Consider the following 18,630-nt stretch of genomic DNA (forward strand, 5'->3'; position numbering starts at 1 on the left):
GGAGAAAAACCGGTTTCCCTGCTCAGGCCTTCTCCATAGTACACAACAGTGGGTGTTGATGTTCTTTTGCATACATCATGACTTGTGCGACTTTCATCTCGGCAACTTCCGCAGTGTAAATGCCACAAACAGCTCTACCTTCGTAGTGCACCGTCAGCATCAACTGTGTTGCTTTATCAATGTCCATTGAAAAGAAACGTTGCAACACCTCCACAACAAACTCCATGGGGGTGTAGTCATCGTTATTCAATACCACTTTATATAACGATGGCGGTTTTAATTTGGTTTCTTCCGCCTCTTTAACGTCAGAGTCCGGAACTATCCACTCGTACTTTTTGCTCATAAGGGCTTACAATCTTTAAGGTAGCTCAAGTGTTTCTTACAAAACAATTATTTATACGCCAGAATCCTAGATTGAGACGTCAAACACAAGAATCCCTACCACTCTTTAAAACGTAATGCACAGATTGTATTCCAGCAACCGCTTCATTGCTATGGAAGGTATCTATTGGGTGTCATTCCTCTTAGAAAATTGGCTTTTTTTTATCCACTCTCACCCGACCAAGATTATATCCATAAAGTTTCACTTCAAATTCGGGCACTTACACCTATTGATGTGTAGAAAATTCCATACACAACAATTCAACATTTCATCGTCTCATTTATGATGGGACTGTCTCTTCCTCAAATAACTTAATTTCCAATATGAATGTTTTGATATTTCATATCACTTTTTATATATGTCTAACACTTAGTGTATTAACACATCAATTCACAATGTACTGTATTGACCGCAATGTATTAGTTTTATTGAAGTAAAATAAAAGTCACCCTAGAACGCATACACCACTGAAACAGGGAATCGTTGACCACCCTATAAATAATCCCAACATATCAAAGTCTTATTTAGATAACTTTTGTGTTATTAATGAAACTTTGTTTACAAAAATGATACCACAATCATCCTTCTGTCAGAACAATAGCCATTTTTATTAAAATGTTGTTATATGAACACTCATAGGCTTGACTGTCTAAATCTTTCTACTAGAGTGGGAGTTGAAGTAAAAACATACAGCATCAATTACTTCTGAGTAACGTGATTGCACATGTTGGTTTTACTCATAATTATGCAATTTGAATGCAAGAGGGATGTTTCGCATGGCAACTGGTACAGTTAAATGGTTTAACAACGCTAAAGGGTTTGGATTCATCTGCCCTGATGAAGGAGAAGGCGATATCTTCGCTCATTATTCAACGATCCAAATGGATGGTTACCGCACACTGAAAGCGGGCCAAACCGTGAATTATGAAGTGCAGGAAGGTCCGAAAGGTTACCACGCCAGCCAAATCGTTCCCGTCGAGAACGATGCCTTAAAATAAACCGTGTTGCTAAAAACTTTTTTGCTGCCGGAAGGTTTAAAATAGAAAGAGTGGACGTTGGGTTCGCTCTTTTTGTTCATCTCTCACCGGTACACTTCTCTTGCTTGTTGGCGTTCTCTTACCTCTACCAGTCCCCAACCTTCAGTAGTATCCCCTGTGATTGCCAATAGAGACTTATTCAATGTTATCCGTTACCCGTAAAATACCCAACCTGCTGCTTCTTACCGAACACTTTGCATAAAAAAACCCAGCTTGAGCCGGGTTCTTCTTTAACCGAAAGACAGATTACATTTGGTCGATCATGTCTTGCGCGAACTCAGAGCACTTGCGCAGTGTTGCACCGTCCATCAGACGCTCAAAGTCATAAGTCACCGTCTTATTGCTGATCGCTTTTTCCATTGCACTGATAATAAGGTCGGCCGCTTCAGTCCAACCCATGTGACGCAACATCATTTCTGCAGACAGGATCAGAGAGCCAGGGTTTACTTTATCCTGACCTGCATATTTAGGTGCAGTACCGTGCGTTGCTTCAAACAGTGCAACGCCGTCACCAATGTTCGCACCCGGAGCGATACCGATACCACCTACCTGTGCCGCCAGTGCATCAGAGATGTAGTCACCGTTCAGGTTCATGGTGGCAATCACATCGTATTCCGCAGGACGAAGCAAGATTTGCTGTAAGAATGCATCAGCAATCACGTCTTTGATGATGATTTCTTTGCCTGTGTTCGGGTTCTTGAGACTCATCCATGGGCCACCGTCCAGCAGCTCTGCCCCAAACTCTTCTTTCGCGACTTCATAACCCCAGTCTTTGAACGCACCTTCGGTAAACTTCATGATGTTACCTTTGTGCACCAGAGTCATCGACGCACGATCGTTATCGATAGTGTATTGGATAGCTGCGCGAACCAGGCGCTTAGTCCCTTCTTCAGAGACAGGCTTAATACCGATACCACACTCTTGTGGGAAACGGATTTTCGTTGCGCCCATTTCGTCTCGTAGGAATTTGATCACTTTGTCAGCTTCTGGCGTGCCAGCTTTGAACTCAACACCTGCGTAAATATCTTCCGAGTTTTCACGGTAGATAACCATGTCTGTCAATTCTGGGTGTTTAAGCGGGCTTGGCACACCGTCGAAATAGCGCACTGGACGCGCACAGATATACAGATCCAGCTCCTGGCGCAGTGCAACGTTCAAAGAACGAATACCACCGCCTACAGGGGTAGTCAGAGGACCTTTAATTGCCACTTTGTATTCACGAATAAAATCCAGTGTTTCTGCTGGCAGCCATTGGTCTTCACCATAGACTTGCGTCGACTTTTCACCCGTGTAGATTTCCATCCAGGAGATCTTACGGTCACCACCGTAAGCTTTTTCGACTGCCGCATCTACAACTTTGAGCATTGCAGGGCTAACATCAACGCCAATACCGTCACCTTCAATGTAAGGGATGATTGGGTTGTTAGGAACGACCAGCTTGCCGTTTTCTACCGCAATTTTCTCACCAGCTGGTACGACTACTTTACTTTCCATTTAATTCTCCTAGCGTCCATTTGTTATTTTGCGCTGACCAGACAGAACAATTTTCTGTCACACCCGATCGACTGATTTTCCTTTGTAGCACGTCAGTTAATGGTTCTGTCTGGTATAACATGCGGGCAAAAGAATACTGTAATTCCAGCAACACGCCAATCACATTATTCCATGTATAATACTAAGGTCTCATTTGTTACCCGACCCGATTGACACAACCTAATGACGTTTAAAACCACCCAGAAACGCGGCGCGAAAGCGCCATCTTCAAAACCAAACTTTCGACGCTCTTCACGTCGACGCACTGACAAATCTGCACGTTCGAAGGGGCCAACAAGAGTTATTCTATTCAATAAGCCTTTCAATACTTTGACCCAGTTCACTGGCGAGCCCGGCGATGCCACGCTGGCGGACTTTATCCCGGTTAAAGACGTGTATCCTGCAGGCCGCCTCGATAAAGACAGTGAAGGGTTACTGGTATTGACCAACGACGGTATTTTGCAGGCACGTTTGACCCAACCTAAGTCGAAATCGGCCAAAACGTATTGGGTACAGGTTGAAGGCATTCCTTCAGAAAACGCGCTCAAGTCACTCCGCAATGGTGTGGAGCTAAAAGACGGTTGGACACTGCCAGCCATCGTTGAAATCATGGACGAGCCGGCGATTTGGGATCGTAATCCACCTATCCGCCACCGCCCTTCTGTGCCGACCACCTGGCTTTCGATTACACTGACAGAGGGGAGAAACCGTCAGGTCCGGCGGATGACAGCAGCGGTAGGTCACCCAACACTTCGTCTGGTACGTTATCAAATGGGCCACTGGACCGTTGACGGCCTTCAACCCGGCGAATGGCGCGAAGTGCCGCCACCTGTGCGCAATTAATGTGTGCAATCAATTTGTGATTCACATCTCATCTGTAACCGTGTAAAGGTTTCTGTTAAACTCTGCCCCCGATTTTATTGGAGCTAGAAATTTCGTCATGTCAGATAACAGCAGCAAAAAAGTTATTGTCGGTATGTCCGGCGGCGTCGACTCCTCAGTGTCCGCTTATTTACTGAAGCAACAGGGCTATCAGGTAGAAGGCCTGTTTATGAAAAACTGGGAAGAAGATGATAACGACGAGTATTGCTCGGCGGCGGAAGATCTGGCCGATGCACAGGCCGTTTGCGACAAGTTGGAGATCCCGCTTCACACTATCAACTTTGCCGCAGAGTACTGGGACAATGTGTTCGAGCACTTCCTGACCGAATATAAAGCCGGTCGCACGCCGAATCCAGACATCCTGTGCAACAAAGAAATTAAATTCAAAGCCTTTCTTGAGTTTGCTGATGAAGTACTGGAAGCAGACTACATTGCAATGGGCCACTATGTGCGCCGTACCTTCCCAACCAAGACAGGTGAAAAGGCACAAATGCTCCGCGGTCTCGACAGTAACAAAGACCAGAGCTATTTCCTTTATACGCTAAGCCACGATCAGGTTGCCCGCAGCCTGTTCCCGGTAGGCGATCTGGAAAAGCCAGAAGTGCGCCGTATTGCAGAAGAACAAGGGCTGGTCACCGCGAAAAAGAAAGACTCCACAGGCATCTGCTTTATCGGTGAGCGTAAGTTTACTGACTTCCTGTCTAAGTACCTACCTGCGCAACCGGGTATTATTGAAACCGTTGACGGTAAAAAGATTGGCGAGCACCAGGGCTTGATGTATCACACTCTGGGTCAGCGCAAAGGTCTGCACATTGGTGGACAGAAAGGCGGTAACGGCAACGAGGCGCCTTGGTACGTGGTTGATAAAGATGTCGAACGCAATGTATTGATTGTTGCGCAGGGCCATGATCATCCGCGCCTGTTCTCGAAAGGTCTGATTGCCGCACAGCTGCACTGGGTGGATCGTAAAACAATGACTGAACCATTGAAGTGCACCGTAAAAACGCGATACCGCCAGCAGGACATATCATGTACCATCGAGCCCATTGATGGCGATCAGATCAAAGTGATCTTTGATGAACCGCAAGCAGCGGTTACTCCTGGTCAGTCAGCGGTATTTTACAGCGGTGATGTTTGCCTGGGTGGCGGCATCATCGAACAGCGTATTTAAGGAGCATTCATCTGTGGCTAATACTTTGTTTGATCGTACCATCGCGTTCGCAGGTATCTGTCAATCCGTCAAACTGGTTCAGGAAATAGCACGCAAGGGAAGTTGTGATTACGACGCGCTGAGTGCCAGCTTGAACAGTATTATCCTCACGAATCCCTCATCAACCCTGGAGGTTTTCGGCAGCGAAGAAAACCTCACCGTAGGTTTGAATACCTTGATTAATGAATTGGATAACAGCCCCGGAGGCAGTGAGCTAACCCGTTATCTGATTAATCTCCTCGCGCTGGAGCGCAAACTGTCCGGTCGCCGTGACAGCCTTGCCCAGCTTTCGGACCGTATCGAAACCGTCCAGCGTCAGGTTCAACACTTTGAACTGCTCGATGATCAAATGATCAGCAACCTTGCCAGCATTTACCTCGATACTATCAGCCCATTGGGCCCGAGAATCCAGGTTACCGGCAACCCTGCCCAGCTTCAGCAAACCGGCGTGCAACATAAAGTACGCGCCCTGCTGCTTGCTGGGATCCGCGCTGCTGTCCTGTGGCGTCAGGTAGGTGGCAAGCGCCGTCATCTCATCTTTGGCCGCAAACAAATGATCGAGCAGGCCAAAATCATCCTAGCCAGACATTCGTAATATTTAATTCAGGAGAAAACCCATGGAACTGTCAGCACTGACAGCTATTTCACCGGTTGATGGCCGCTACGGGACGAAAACGATTGCGTTACGTTCTATCTTCAGTGAATTTGGCTTACTGAAATACCGCACTATCGTAGAAATCCGTTGGCTACAAAAGCTGGCAGCAACAGATGCTATCAAGGAAGTACCGGCATTCAGTGCAGAAGCCAATGCACTGCTTGACAAAATTGCTGCCGAGTTTAGCGAAGCAGACGCTATGCGCATCAAAGAGATTGAGCGTACCACCAACCATGACGTGAAAGCGGTTGAGTATTTCCTGAAAGAAAAAGTGGCGGAAAACGCTGAACTGCATGCAGTAAACGAGTTCATTCACTTTGCCTGTACCTCGGAGGATATCAACAACACCTCGCACGCTCTTATGCTGAAAGAAGCGCGTGACACCGTTATCCTGCCAGAAATCCGCAACGTGATTGACGCCATCAAGGCACTGGCGGCGGAATACCGTGATGTCCCACTGCTTTCCCGTACCCACGGCCAGCCAGCATCTCCATCCACCATGGGTAAAGAAATGGCGAACGTGGCGTACCGTATGGAGCGTCAATACAAGCAAATCGAAAACGTAGAAATCCTGGGTAAAATCAATGGCGCGGTGGGCAACTATAACGCCCACCTATCTGCTTACCCTGACGTGGACTGGCACAAGTTCAGCGAAGAATTCATCACTGAATCCCTTGGCATCACCTGGAACCCATATACCACGCAAATCGAACCGCACGATTACATTGCAGAGTTGTTCGACGCGATTGCCCGTTTCAACACCATCCTGATTGATTTCGATCGTGACGTTTGGGGTTACATCGCACTGGGTCACTTCAAGCAGAAAACCATTGCAGGTGAGATCGGCTCTTCCACCATGCCGCACAAGGTCAACCCGATCGACTTTGAAAACTCAGAAGGTAACCTGGGTCTGGCGAATGCCGTATTCGGCCACCTAGCGCAAAAACTGCCAATTTCCCGCTGGCAGCGCGACCTGACGGATTCTACTGTTCTGCGTAACTTGGGCGTGGGCGTGGGCTATGCCATCATCGCTTACACCTCTACCCTGAAAGGGATCAGCAAGCTGGAAGTAAACCGCGAAGCGCTGGAAGCAGAGCTGGACAGAAACTGGGAAGTGCTGGCTGAGCCGGTACAAACCGTGATGCGCCGTTACGGCATTGAAAAGCCTTACGAGAAGCTGAAAGAGCTGACCCGTGGCAAGCGTGTAGACGGCGAAGGCATGCGCGCGTTCATCGACGGACTGGAACTGCCAGAGCACGAAAAAGCACGTCTGAAAGCAATGACGCCAGCAAACTATATTGGCGATGCGATCAAGCTGACTGACGCGCTGTAATTCAGCACTTCAGTCAAAAAGCCCGAATACGCCAGTGTTCGGGCTTTTTATTTTCACCGTGTTCTGACGCGGCATTGGCAAGGGTATATAATTGCCTCTAACTTTGAGAAACAGCACTCTTTCTATGTATCAGTTAAATTTCGACCTGAACGAATTCCTTACCCGCTTCTGGCACAAAGAGCCGGTAGTGATAAAAAGCGGTTTTATCGACTTTGAAGACCCTATCACCCCGGATGAAGTGGCAGGCCTTGCCATGGAAGAAGAGATCGACTCCCGCTTTGTCTCCAACCTGAACGATGAATGGAACGTCCAGCATGGGCCTTTTGAGAGCTTTGAAAGCTTCCCGGACACACACTCACAGCTGATTGTCCAGGCCGCCAACCACTGGCACCCAGGTCCCCGCGCATTGGCAGAGCCATTCCGTGGTCTGCCGAACTGGTTGTTTGATGATGTGATGGTGTGCCTGTCGATGCCGGAAGGCGGTGTCGGCCCACATATCGACCAGTACGACGTGTTTATCTGCCAGGGCATGGGTAAGCGTCGCTGGCGTGTCGGTGACAAAGGCGAGTACAAAGATGCCAACCATCACACTGGGCTTCGACAAATTGAAGGATTCGACCCCATCATTGATGAAATCCTGGAGCCGGGTGACATTCTCTATATTCCGCCGGGGTTCCCACATGAAGGAAACACCATTGAAGTATCACTGAGCTATTCGGTCGGCTACCGTTCACCGAAAAAACAAGAGCTGCTGAATGGCTTCGCCGACTATGTGCTGACCAACGAGTTGGGTGACAAGCACTACTACGATCCAAACCTGCAAACCCGTAATGAACACGGCATGATCCCAACGGCGGAATATAACGCGCTCAACGACATGCTGATGAGGCTCGTCAATGATGAAGAGGCCAAAGCACGCTGGATAGGTGAGCAGCTTAGCCAGTCGCGCCATGAGCTTGACATCATGCCAGCCGATCCACCCTGGCAGTCGGACGAACTTCAACAATTTCTGGAAGATGGCCTGTATCTGGAGAAAGTGTCTGGCCTGAAAGCGCTGTATCACGAAGCCAACCCTTCAGTGATTTTTATCAACGGCGAAACGATTGAACTGCCAGAAGGTTGTGAAGCCGCAGCGAACGTCTTCTGTGACAAAGAATATTTCTCGGGTGAAGATTTAGGTGCCATTGCCAATAACCCTGCCCTACTGGCACTGTTGCTGGATCTCTGCAATCAGGGGCTTTGGTATCCACAAGCCTAAACCGCCGAATTTTCGCGATAAAAGCCTTCCGTTTGGAAGGCTTTTTCGTATCAGTTTTCCCGTTACAGGTGAACCTGAAGGCAGGAAACGGCGTGGAAATCGGTTCCTTCCAGTGTTGGTTTTTGCTGTGCGCAGGCATCATTGGCCTGAGGGCAACGGGTACGGAATACACAGCCCGAAGGTGGGTTCATAGGAGAAGGTAACTCCCCTTCCAAAAGCTGTATTTCCTTGTTGCGCTCCTTTTCAGGATCCGGCACCGGCACCGCTGACATCAAGGCTTTGGTGTAAGGATGCTGTGGGTTGTCGAACAGCTCCTTGCCTTCTGCCAGCTCTACCGCATTCCCCAGATACATCACCAGCACGCGATCAGAGATGTGTTTCACCACCGACAGATCATGTGCGATAAAGATAAGGCTCAGACCCATCTCTTGTTGAAGCTCTTTCAGCAGATTGACCACCTGCGCCTGAATCGACACATCGAGCGCAGAAACCGGTTCATCACAAATCACCAGCTTTGGCTTTAGGATCAGCGCACGGGCAATACCGATACGCTGGCACTGACCGCCGGAGAATTCGTGTGGGTAACGGTTGATGACGTTTGGCAACAGACCCACACGGGTCATCATTGCCTGTACCTGCTGTTTCACTTCCTCCCTGGAAAGCTCAGGGTAGAAGGTTTTCAATGGCTCAGCAATGATATCGCCAACCGTCATACGTGGATTTAGGGACGCCAGTGGGTCCTGGAAAATCATCTGGATTTCTTTGCGTTTCTCACGCAGGTTGTTGCCATTCAACCTGGTTAAGTCCTGACCCAGCCACACAACCTGCCCTTCCGTTGCTTGCACCAAGCCAATAACAGCGCGGGCAAAGGTAGACTTCCCACAACCAGACTCACCAACAACACCTAACGTCTCGCCTTCATACAGTTTGATGTTGACACCATCCACTGCTTTCAAGGTAGCAGGCTTTGCCCAAGGCCAGGCTGATTTCGCCGCGATGCTGAAGTGCACTTTCAGGTCTTCAATATCAAGCAGCAGCTTTTTATCCGTCGCACTCATTACCAAGCCTCCTGATCAGAAAAACATGCCCGTAAACGACCATCAGCAAATGGCATCAGGGCCGGAGATTCCTTCTTACAGCGGTCACTCACACGATGACAGCGGTCCTGATAGGGACAGCCCGGTGGCAGTTTAAGCAGGTTTGGCGGGTTACCCGGAATGGTTGGCAAAACGCCCCCTTCCGTGTCCAGGCGTGGGATCGCTTTTAACAGGCCTTCTGTATATGGGTGGCTCGGCGTGTAGAAAATCTCGTCTACTTTGCCATATTCCATGGTTCGGCCGGCATACATCACCAGCACCTTGTCACAGGAGCCGGCAACAACGCCCAGATCATGGGTGATCATAATAATTGCGGTGTTGAATTCCAATTTCAGTTCATTCAACAGTTCCATAATTTGCGCCTGAACGGTGACATCCAATGCGGTTGTCGGTTCATCAGCAATCAGCAGTTTCGGCCGGCACAGCAGCGCCATGGCAATCATCACACGCTGGCGCATACCGCCGGAAAACTCGTGTGGATACATGGTGATACGCTTACGCGCTTCGGGGATTTTCACCGCTTCCAACATGCGCACTGATTCTTCAAATGCTTCTGCTTTTCCCATGCCTTTGTGCAACATGAGCACTTCCATCAACTGATCGCTCACCTTCATGAACGGGTTCAGTGACGTCATGGGATCCTGGAAAATCATCGCAATTTGTTCTGCACGGATTTTATTGAGTGCTTTTTCTGGCAGATTCAGGATTTCATTGCCTTCAAATTTCGCGCTGCCCGAGACAACGCCATTTTTTGCCAGCAGTCCCATGATGGAAAACACGGTCTGGCTTTTACCTGAACCGGACTCGCCGACGATGCCCAGGGTTTCACCACGATCTAGGGAAAAATTCAGGTCGTTGACAGCGGTGACCAACCCATCCTGGGTCTTAAATTCAACGCGCAGATCTTTTACATCTAACAGGCTCATACTTCCTCCTTATCGATCCTTTGGATCCAACGCGTCGCGCAAACCATCACCCACGTAATTAAAGCAAAGCAGTGTGGTGACCATAAACAGGGTGGGGAAAGCCAGTTGCCAGATAGCCAGTTCCATGGTTTGGGCACCTTCTTGCAACAATGCGCCCCAGCTTGTCATCGGCTCCTGAACACCCAGACCCAGAAAGCTGAGGAACGATTCGATAAGAATCATCGTCGGAATAAGCAAGGTGGAGTAAACCGCCACAATACCCAGCACATTTGGCACGATATGACGGAGAATGATGTTTCGGGTGCTCACGCCACACACGTGTGCCGCCTCGATAAATTCCTTGTTTCGCAGGCTGAGCGTCTGACCACGAACAATACGCGCCATATCCAGCCAGGCAATGGCACCGATAGCCACGAAAATCAGGAAAATGTTGCGGCCAAAGAAGGTTACTAAAACGATAACCAAAAACATAAAGGGGATAGCGTTGAGAATTTCGAGAATACGCATCATCACGCGGTCAGTACGACCACCGATATACCCTGAGGTCGCACCATAGATAGTCCCAATGACCACCGCAACCAGTGCTCCCATCAGGCCGACCATCAGGGAAATCTGACCGCCCATCAGGGTACGGACATAGAGATCACGACCCAGCGCATCAGTACCAAATATGTGACCACCTTCACCGAACGAAGGCGCTGCATGCATCGCATACCAATCGGTATCATCGAATGCATACGTGGCAAATAACGGGCCAATCAATACCCAAGTGGTGATACATAGCAGGATCAGAAGGCTGGTCATCGCCGCTTTGTTCCGCATAAAACGAATGCGTGCATCCTGCCAAAGACTGCGACCTTCTACCTCGAGCTTGGCAGAAAAATTCTCGATCGCTTCGTTATTTTCATCTCTTTTTAACAACATAATTAAAACCTTAATAACGAATCTTCGGATCCAGCCAGGCCAACAAGATGTCAACAATGGCGTTGAAGATGATAAACAGCGCACCAATCAGGATAGTGATCCCCAATACCAGCGAGTAGTCTCGGTTAAAGGCGGCGTTGACAAACAGCTTTCCGATACCCGGCAAACCGAAAATAGTTTCAATCACCACCGAGCCGGTGATGATGCCGACAAATGCCGGGCCCATATACGAGACCACGGGGAGAAGTGCCGGACGCAGTGCATGCTTGATAACGATGTATCGCATACTCAGGCCTTTCGCTTTCGCGGTACGGATAAAGTTACTGTTCAGGGTTTCAATCATGCTTCCACGGGTAATCCGCGCAAACGTAGCGATATAAAGAAAGGACATCGCGACAATCGGTAAGATCATGTACTGGACTGCACCGCCATTCCAGCCGCCTGCCGGCAACCAGCCCAAACCAATTGAGAAGATATAAATCAGTACCGGGGCAAGTACGAAGGAAGGCAAAACGACCCCAAACATCGATGTGGACATAATGAGGTAGTCCACCCAACTGTTTTGCCGCAACGCGGCGATAGTGCCGACCGTGACACCCACAATAACAGTCACAATAAAAGCAAAAAAACCAACTTTGGCTGATACGGGCAACGCTGCACTAACCAATTCGTTGACAGTATAATCTTTGTATTTAAAAGAAGGGCCAAAGTCGCCTTGCGCAATGCTTGTTAAATAGGTTGTGTATTGCTCAAGTAAAGGCTTATCAAAGCCATATTTGGCATTGATATTTTGCATCACTTCAGGCGGTAATGGTTTTTCAGAGGTGAACGGGTTTCCTGGCGCAAACCGCATCAAGAAAAATGAAATCGTAATCAATACCAAGAGGGTTGGTATCGCTTCCAGTGTACGAGTAAAAATCAATCGAAACATAAAGCATCCTACTCAATGTTCTAAAAAACATGCGCCTGCAACTCTCTGCAAACGCATGGCACTGCTCGTTATTATTCTGCGATAATATACATGTCTTTCGAATAGAGACTGTCTTGCGGGTTAGTGATCGGATAACCGCCTACTTTCGGTGAAACCTGACGCGCTTTTACATACTCAAAAATCGGCGCAATAGGCATATCTTTCGCGAGCTCAGCTTCTGCTCTGGCGTAAAACGCATTGCGCTCTGCTTCTGATTTGGCAGTCGTCATGGCATCGTTCAGCGCTTTGTCGTACACAGCACTGGAGTATTTCTGATCGTTGTTGCCATTATCCGTCTTACCAATGGCCAAGAATGCTGACGCTTCGTTGTAGTCTGCGCACCATCCTGCCCGGCGAACATCAAAGTTGCCTTGCTTGCTGTTATCCAGATACGTTTTCCACTCCTGATTTTCCAGCGTGACATCAACATAACCACCAAGCGATTTCTTCCACATGGATTGGATTGCCACGGCAGTCTTTTTATGGTTTTCACTGGTGTTATAAAGCAATGTAAAGTCCAACGGGTTACTTGGACCAAAACCAGCGTCTTCAAGCAGTTTCTTTGCTTCTTGAATGCGCTCTTTTTGCGTCAGCTTTGCGTATTCAGGCAGATCCGGCGCAAAGCCAGTCACCCCACTGTGCGTCAATGCGTAAGCAGGTTTCTGACCCTGTCCCCATATGGCCTTGGCAATAATGTCACGATCAATAGCGTAAGAGAGTGCTTTACGGACACGTGCGTCATTAAACGGTTCCCGTTGGGTATTAAAGCCATAGTAGTAAGTACACAACCAGGGTGAAACAGCGACTGTTTCAGGATAATCTCTTTGCAAGCGACGGAACTGCTCATTTGGAATTTCATCCGTCATATGAACCTCGCCTGACAGGAAGCGGTTCATTTCTGCATTTTGGTTTTCAATCGGCAGGAACGTGACTTTGTTGATAACGGTGTTTCCGTTATCCCAATAGTTTTCATTGCGCTCAAGAACAATTTTCTCATTCACAACCCAGTCGGCCAGAGTGTAAGCGCCATTACCCACGAAATTTCCTGGCTTGGTCCAAGAGTCACCATGTTTTTCAACCGTTGCCTGGTGAACAGGGTACATGGTGGTGTGTGCCAGCATCTTAACGAAGAACGACAAAGGCACTTCCGTTTCAATCACCAGCGTGTAGTCATCAACCGCTTTCACGCCCAGCGCATCCGTCGACATCTTCCCTGCAATGATCTCTTTTGCGCCTTTCATCTGGGTTTTTTCGATGTACCAAGCATAAGGAGATGCGGTTTTTGGATCGACGACACGTTTAAAACTGTATTCAAAATCCTGTGCGGTGACCGGATCACCATTTGACCACTTCGCATCTTTGCGAATCTTGAATATAAACGTCTGGTTGTCTTCTGTGCTCCAGGATTCCGCAACACCCGGGATGGTATTACCTTCAGCGTCCTGAATGACCAAACCTTCCATCAGGTCACGTAACACGTGAGATTCAGGTACGCCTTCTGTTTTATGTGGGTCTAGCGAGGCAACTTCTGTGCCATTACCACGGACAAGTTCTTGTTTGGCTGCCAGTTTTACACCTGCAGGTACATCTGCAGCAGTCGCAGTGAAAGAGGTGGCCGCAATAGCTATTCCCGCACCAAATAAAAATCCCTGAGTGATTTTGTTTTTATACATTGCAGATACTCCAATTTATCTTTCTAGTTGCATCCATACATTCTCCGCCACCAATTAAGCCGGCAGTGAAACAACGTTGACTACCACAAAAACTGGGTGCTGTACGGAGAATTGTTTGGAACATTACCAAGTATCAAAGCAATTTACCATGAAAATGAATAATGATTTCACATAAAACCAACAATCAAGAGATTGTCAGAGTTAAATACTATTTCATTGAAATCTATTGAACATTTCATTCGGCGAAGAAAGGAATCGAAGTGAAAAATTATAGATACTGCGTTATAAGGATATTTTTTAAGCATTAAAATCTAATGCTGTTGGTATACTTCATAACATAAATCGAAAAAAAACGACGAACCAAAAATAATCAACCGGTTGTAAGTTCATCATTTTTGAATGAAAACTCTTCATTTGCAGTATTCAATACACACACAAAAAAAGAAAGGTAACTTATTGATAAAAAAGAATTTGACGGAAAACCTTGCTCTTTGTTGAACTCGTTTTACCGCATAAGGTGATCTACGTCTCTTTTAACTGACTTGTTTACTCACAGCACCACTAACAGTTGTCGGTTACAGCGAAAGTATCTGGTTTCATCCTTTACGAGGGTATCACTTCCTTTTAAGAGGGATTCCAGTCAGCATGACCATAGAAGACAGAAGCATTTAATGCCGCAATAATGAGATGGGTATAAAAAAGCCAGTTGTCACAGCAACTGGCTTTTTCATCGGTTTGAGTGCGAGCGCTATTTCTGTTGATCTTGCATCAGAAGAGGATCTTGATGGCTATCCTTTTGCTCCTTACCTTCCACAAGTGCGCCGCTTTTGCCGCCTTGCCGGATACCATCTGGCAACACTTCTTGCAGCATCTGCTTCATTTTTTTATTACTGATACGTCTATGCCCCATGTGATCCTCCTGATTCATTCATTCCACAATGGCACACTTAACTACAGTGCACATGCAATCGGTGCATTGAAAAGTCTCACCAAACTACGTCATAAAAAGTGTAGCAAAATATCCAGCCCATCACGCATCATAAATGAAACAATGGAACACCGTGCCCCAACCCACTAAAAACATTAATTTTCGCTTTTTTAATAACATGAAGGAATAAAAATAACACTGGTTATATTTTATTTGCTTTAATTACAGATATGACTCACATTCAATTGTTAAAATATTAATTTTTGAGCACTATGTCTCTGTACCGATGTAATGAAGTCAGTTTTATCGGCACGAAGTCAGTTTTATCGGCACTGAGGTGCAAACCCTCGTGTTTAACATATAAAAAGAGACGATCAAATAATGAGACCTGCTGGCTCTAACTCCAGACCTCTGTGCTCTCGCGTCCGACATGGCTTTATTCCTTCTGCCAAAAAGCCGGCAAACGAAGAAGAAAAAGCGAAAGGCACTCGTTGATACACAGTTTCGTGGTTTAAACAAATAACCTCTCACTTGAGAGGTTATTTTTTGTCCGTCACTTTTTTCTCGATAAAGAAAAAGAGAACGATTTTTTTGTGATACTGTGTTAAAAAATCACGCGCAATGCAACTCACGCATCTTCTTTTCTCCTCTGTGCCTCTAATTACTTACTCTTTGTTTTTGCTTCATTTCTATTTATTACCAACCATTTGAGCTGGGTCGGCATAGATCGGCTTCTATTCATGCGGCGAACAGATAATTCTCGCAATAAATTTTCGAGGGATATTAAGATGAACAAACGGGCTTTTCTGAAGGGGTTGATTACCGCCTCTCTAGCGGGTGTCTCTGTTGCACCAGCAATGGCAGCGCCTGGTGCTCCCACTATTTCTTGGATGGAAACAAATTTTTCCATCATTGAAGTGAACGATGCCGCCACGGCGTATAAAGATCTGGTCGTGGTAAAACCGTATGCCGAAGTCCCCGTCACCTGGGATAGATGGTCAGGTGAGCCGGGAGATACCTGGCGCGTATTACTGAATGGTGACGTAGTACATGAAGCTGCCGTTACACCAGCAGCAAGCCAGAAAGAATCCACCATTTTGCACGTCACCAAAGGTGGTAAATACGATATGGTGGTTGAACTATGTAGTGGCACCGGTGCTGCACAATCCTGTACGCAAAGTGAACCAAAGCCCATTGTCGTCGCTGACACAGACGGTAGCCACCTTGACCCGTTGCCAATGAATGTTGACCCGAACAATGGTAACTACACCACGCCAGCAAATACAGTTGTTGGTGCTTACTTCGTTGAATGGGGCGTCTACGGACGTAAATTCCCTGTTGATAAAATCCCGGCTCAAAACCTGACGCATATCATATATGGCTTCGTGCCCATTTGTGGCAACAACCCTTCTCTTGATGATGGCCCCCTCGCTGCATTGAACCGGGCCTGTGCAGGCCTGCCAGATTATGAAGTCGTTATCCATGACCCATGGGCAGCCGTTCAAATGGCACACCCCCAATCTGGACAAACCTTCTCTTCCTCTTACAAAGGCACATACGGCCAGATCATGGCGCTTAAACAGCGTTACCCTGACTTGAAGATCCTGCCTTCCATCGGCGGCTGGACATTGTCTGACCCATTCTACGAGTTTGGCGATAAAACAAAACGTGACAAATTTGTGGCTTCTGTGAAGCGCTTCCTGCAAACCTGGAAATTCTATGATGGTGTCGATATTGACTGGGAATATCCAGGCGGCTCAGGGGCAAACCCTAACCTTGGCGACCCAGCAAAAGATGGCGACACCTACGCAATCCTAATGCAGGACCTGCGTGCCATGCTTGACGAACTTTCTGCAGAAACTGGCCGAACCTATGAGCTGACATCCGCGGTAGGTGTGGGCTATGACAAGATTGAAGACGTGAACTATGTAGATGCCGTTCCTTACATGGATTATATCTTTGCAATGACTTACGACTACTACGGCGGTTGGAACAATGTACTGGGTCATCAAACAGCGCTTGACTGTGGCAGCCATATGTCCGCAGACGAATGTGCAGGCAAAGGGATTGATGCAGAAGGCAAGCCGCGCAAAGGCCCTGCGTATACCACGAAAAACGGCGTGAATCTACTTCTTGAAAAAGGCGTACCACCTGAGAAGCTCGTTGTCGGTGCAGCCATGTATGGTCGCGGTTGGACTGGTGTCACTGAAGCGAGCATGTCTGATCCTACCAATCCAATGACAGGTGTCGGTAACGGTAAGGTTGCAGGCTCCTGGGAAGCAGGCGTTATTGATTACAAAGATATCGTTACCAAGTACATCAACAACCCGAACGTCGTAAAAGGTTATGATGAGCAGGCAGATGCCCCTTGGGTATACGACCCATCAAATGGCGATCTGATCACCTATGATGACAAGCGTTCTGTCATGGCGAAAGGTGCCTATGTTCGTCAGAATAACTTTGCCGGTCTGTTTGCATGGGAAATTGATGCTGACAACGGTGATATCCTGAACGCAATGCAAGAATCTCTTGCAGGCTCTGGTCCTGTTGACCCTGTAAACAAAGCCCCAATCGCAAACGCGGGTGCGGATATCACTGTTAACGTTGCAGGCACAGTCACACTGGATGGTTCAGCGTCAAAAGACACAGACGGTCAGGTTGTTACTTACAGCTGGAAACAGACGTCAGGCCCTGCGGTTTCACTGACCGGTACCAATGCGGCGTCTGCCTCTGCTGACATTCCTGCAGTGACTGTTGACACACAATTCGTGTTTTCTTTGACTGTTACTGACAACGAAGGAGCAACCTCAGTAGATACGGTTGTTGTTAATGCGAAAGCGAAAACCGATCCGGTTGATCCTGTAAATACTGCACCTAAAGCCGTGATTAGCGCCCCTGCGACAGCAAAAGCCGGCGACGTTGTACTGATTGACGCAAACGGTTCTTCTGACGCAGAAAGTGATTCGTTGACGTACACTTGGTCATACTCAGCCAACATCAATGCAACGGAGAATGGCGCAACACTGTCTTTTGTTGCCGGTGAGTTTACGGCTGATACTGCGTTTGATTTCACGGTCACTGTCTCTGACGGCAAACTGCAAGACAGTGCAACGGCTACTGTGACTGTGTTGAAAAAAGACGTTGTTGACCCAGTTGATCCCGTTTGTGACAACGCTTGGGTAGATGGTCAGGTATACACAGGTGGTGACATCGTGACCCATGCGGGTAAAGAGTATAAAGCCAAGTGGTGGACCAACAATAAAGAACCCGGTACAACTGGCGAATGGGGTGTTTGGAAGGAGCTTGGTCCAGCGACCTGCCAATAAACACTGACAAGCCAGAAACTAAAAGGGATGCATCGAGCATCCCTTTCTGTTCCGCTTACCAGCGTTTCGCAGCTTCCTGATCGCTGTCACGGGCTTCTACCCAGCGCTCATTTGCTACCAACCTTTCTTTCTTCCAAAACGGTGCCTGAGTTTTCAGGTAATCCATCACAAATTCACATGCTTCAAATGCCGCTTTGCGATGTGCGCTGGAAATGCCAACAAACACAATCTGATCACCAATGTCCAATGCACCAATACGGTGAATAACACGTACATGGGTCAAAGGCCAACGCCCTTTGGCTTGCTCGACAATGTTAGAAAGCGACTTTTCAGTCATCCCCGGATAGTGTTCGAGTGTCAGACCAGTTACATTGTCGCCAAGGTTCATATCACGCACCTTGCCCACAAAAGTCACTATCGCACCGTCACCGGCGTGATCATTCAACCGTTCGTACTCTTCTGCAACTGAGAAGTCCTGCTCCTGTACCGAGATCAT

16 protein-coding genes are annotated in these 18,630 nt (G+C 47.7%); 7 read left to right on the forward strand and 9 right to left on the reverse strand.

Features of this window, described 5'->3' with window-relative positions:
• Positions 1 to 22 precede the first annotated feature (22 nt).
• On the reverse strand, positions 23 to 343 hold the full coding sequence (gene clpS / locus VHA_RS07730) for an ATP-dependent Clp protease adapter ClpS (RefSeq protein ID WP_005503335.1): 321 nt from the start codon (positions 341 to 343) through the stop codon (positions 23 to 25).
• Positions 344 to 1,158: 815 nt separating this feature from the next.
• Between clpS and cspD the strand changes: the two genes are divergently transcribed.
• Positions 1,159 to 1,380 carry a cold shock domain-containing protein CspD gene (gene cspD / locus VHA_RS07735; protein WP_005503336.1) on the forward strand — a complete coding sequence of 74 codons (222 nt, stop codon included), beginning with the start codon at positions 1,159 to 1,161 and terminating at the stop codon, positions 1,378 to 1,380.
• 285 nt (positions 1,381 to 1,665) lie between these two features.
• Here the strand turns inward: cspD and icd are convergent, their stop codons facing one another.
• A complete protein-coding gene (icd, locus tag VHA_RS07740; RefSeq protein ID WP_005503337.1) occupies positions 1,666 to 2,913 on the reverse strand; it encodes an NADP-dependent isocitrate dehydrogenase in 1,248 nt (415 codons plus the stop codon).
• Positions 2,914 to 3,135: 222 nt separating this feature from the next.
• Here icd and VHA_RS07745 point away from each other — a divergent pair, with 222 nt between their 5' ends.
• The 5 genes from VHA_RS07745 to VHA_RS07765 all read left to right on the forward strand — a co-directional run bounded on the left by VHA_RS07745 (position 3,136) and on the right by VHA_RS07765 (position 8,290).
• Positions 3,136 to 3,795 carry a pseudouridine synthase gene (locus VHA_RS07745; RefSeq protein WP_040528473.1) on the forward strand — a complete coding sequence of 220 codons (660 nt, stop codon included), beginning with the start codon at positions 3,136 to 3,138 and terminating at the stop codon, positions 3,793 to 3,795.
• A 97-nt stretch (positions 3,796 to 3,892) separates the two neighbouring features.
• Complete coding sequence (gene mnmA, locus VHA_RS07750) at positions 3,893 to 5,005, forward strand: tRNA 2-thiouridine(34) synthase MnmA (RefSeq protein WP_005503339.1); 1,113 nt, start codon at positions 3,893 to 3,895, stop codon at positions 5,003 to 5,005.
• Positions 5,006 to 5,018: 13 nt separating this feature from the next.
• Complete coding sequence (hflD, locus tag VHA_RS07755) at positions 5,019 to 5,639, forward strand: high frequency lysogenization protein HflD (RefSeq protein WP_005503340.1); 621 nt, start codon at positions 5,019 to 5,021, stop codon at positions 5,637 to 5,639.
• Between the two features lie 22 nt (positions 5,640 to 5,661).
• Positions 5,662 to 7,032, forward strand: a complete 1,371-nt coding sequence (gene purB / locus VHA_RS07760) for an adenylosuccinate lyase (RefSeq protein WP_005503341.1) — start codon at positions 5,662 to 5,664, stop codon at positions 7,030 to 7,032.
• A 124-nt stretch (positions 7,033 to 7,156) separates the two neighbouring features.
• Positions 7,157 to 8,290 (forward strand): ribosomal protein uL16 3-hydroxylase, encoded by a 1,134-nt coding sequence (locus VHA_RS07765; RefSeq protein ID WP_005503343.1) that lies wholly within the window; start codon positions 7,157 to 7,159, stop codon positions 8,288 to 8,290.
• Between the two features lie 62 nt (positions 8,291 to 8,352).
• Here VHA_RS07765 and oppF read toward each other — a convergent pair whose 3' ends face one another.
• The 6 genes from oppF to VHA_RS18955 all read right to left on the reverse strand — a co-directional run bounded on the left by oppF (position 8,353) and on the right by VHA_RS18955 (position 14,808).
• On the reverse strand, positions 8,353 to 9,348 hold the full coding sequence (gene oppF, locus VHA_RS07770) for a murein tripeptide/oligopeptide ABC transporter ATP binding protein OppF (protein ID WP_005503344.1): 996 nt from the start codon (positions 9,346 to 9,348) through the stop codon (positions 8,353 to 8,355).
• Positions 9,348 to 10,313, reverse strand: coding sequence for an ABC transporter ATP-binding protein (locus VHA_RS07775; RefSeq protein WP_005503345.1), 966 nt, complete (start codon positions 10,311 to 10,313; stop codon positions 9,348 to 9,350). Before VHA_RS07775 ends, oppF begins: the two co-directional genes overlap by 1 nt.
• Before the next feature lie 9 nt (positions 10,314 to 10,322).
• Positions 10,323 to 11,234: an oligopeptide ABC transporter permease OppC gene (gene oppC / locus VHA_RS07780; protein WP_104439944.1), complete on the reverse strand. Its 912-nt coding sequence runs from the start codon at positions 11,232 to 11,234 to the stop codon at positions 10,323 to 10,325.
• Positions 11,235 to 11,247: 13 nt separating this feature from the next.
• The gene (gene oppB / locus VHA_RS07785; protein ID WP_040528476.1) at positions 11,248 to 12,168 is read right to left on the reverse strand and encodes an oligopeptide ABC transporter permease OppB; all 921 of its coding nucleotides are present in this window, start codon (positions 12,166 to 12,168) and stop codon (positions 11,248 to 11,250) included.
• Between the two features lie 71 nt (positions 12,169 to 12,239).
• Entirely contained in the window at positions 12,240 to 13,880 is a 1,641-nt protein-coding gene (locus VHA_RS07790) for an ABC transporter substrate-binding protein (protein WP_005503349.1), read from the reverse strand.
• Between the two features lie 748 nt (positions 13,881 to 14,628).
• Positions 14,629 to 14,808 carry a hypothetical protein gene (locus VHA_RS18955; RefSeq protein WP_162021947.1) on the reverse strand — a complete coding sequence of 60 codons (180 nt, stop codon included), beginning with the start codon at positions 14,806 to 14,808 and terminating at the stop codon, positions 14,629 to 14,631.
• A 788-nt stretch (positions 14,809 to 15,596) separates the two neighbouring features.
• Here VHA_RS18955 and VHA_RS07795 point away from each other — a divergent pair.
• Positions 15,597 to 18,134 (forward strand): glycosyl hydrolase family 18 protein, encoded by a 2,538-nt coding sequence (locus tag VHA_RS07795; protein WP_005503351.1) that lies wholly within the window; start codon positions 15,597 to 15,599, stop codon positions 18,132 to 18,134.
• 55 nt (positions 18,135 to 18,189) lie between these two features.
• On the opposite strand, the gene moaE is transcribed toward VHA_RS07795, so the two are convergent.
• Positions 18,190 to 18,630: a molybdopterin synthase catalytic subunit MoaE gene (gene moaE, locus VHA_RS07800; RefSeq protein WP_005503352.1), complete on the reverse strand. Its 441-nt coding sequence runs from the start codon at positions 18,628 to 18,630 to the stop codon at positions 18,190 to 18,192.

This window comes from Grimontia hollisae CIP 101886 (genome assembly GCF_000176515.1).
GTDB classification, from domain to species: Bacteria; Pseudomonadota; Gammaproteobacteria; order Enterobacterales; family Vibrionaceae; genus Enterovibrio; species Enterovibrio hollisae.

Bases quoted from the DNA above. Each gene is read 5' to 3' on its own strand.
- VHA_RS07765 (WP_005503343.1), top strand. From the start codon at position 7,157: ATGTATCAGTTAAATTTCGACCTGAACGAATTCCTTACCCGCTTCTGG.
- mnmA (WP_005503339.1), top strand. From the start codon at position 3,893: ATGTCAGATAACAGCAGCAAAAAAGTTATTGTCGGTATGTCCGGCGGC.
- oppB (WP_040528476.1), bottom strand. From the start codon at position 12,168: ATGTTTCGATTGATTTTTACTCGTACACTGGAAGCGATACCAACCCTC.
- VHA_RS07795 (WP_005503351.1), top strand. From the start codon at position 15,597: ATGAACAAACGGGCTTTTCTGAAGGGGTTGATTACCGCCTCTCTAGCG.
- VHA_RS07745 (WP_040528473.1), top strand. From the start codon at position 3,136: ATGACGTTTAAAACCACCCAGAAACGCGGCGCGAAAGCGCCATCTTCA.
- purB (WP_005503341.1), top strand. From the start codon at position 5,662: ATGGAACTGTCAGCACTGACAGCTATTTCACCGGTTGATGGCCGCTAC.
- clpS (WP_005503335.1), bottom strand. From the start codon at position 343: ATGAGCAAAAAGTACGAGTGGATAGTTCCGGACTCTGACGTTAAAGAG.
- VHA_RS07775 (WP_005503345.1), bottom strand. From the start codon at position 10,313: ATGAGCCTGTTAGATGTAAAAGATCTGCGCGTTGAATTTAAGACCCAG.
- VHA_RS07790 (WP_005503349.1), bottom strand. From the start codon at position 13,880: ATGTATAAAAACAAAATCACTCAGGGATTTTTATTTGGTGCGGGAATA.
- cspD (WP_005503336.1), top strand. From the start codon at position 1,159: ATGGCAACTGGTACAGTTAAATGGTTTAACAACGCTAAAGGGTTTGGA.
- icd (WP_005503337.1), bottom strand. From the start codon at position 2,913: ATGGAAAGTAAAGTAGTCGTACCAGCTGGTGAGAAAATTGCGGTAGAA.
- oppF (WP_005503344.1), bottom strand. From the start codon at position 9,348: ATGAGTGCGACGGATAAAAAGCTGCTGCTTGATATTGAAGACCTGAAA.
- moaE (WP_005503352.1), bottom strand. From the start codon at position 18,630: ATGATCTCGGTACAGGAGCAGGACTTCTCAGTTGCAGAAGAGTACGAA.
- VHA_RS18955 (WP_162021947.1), bottom strand. From the start codon at position 14,808: ATGAATCAGGAGGATCACATGGGGCATAGACGTATCAGTAATAAAAAA.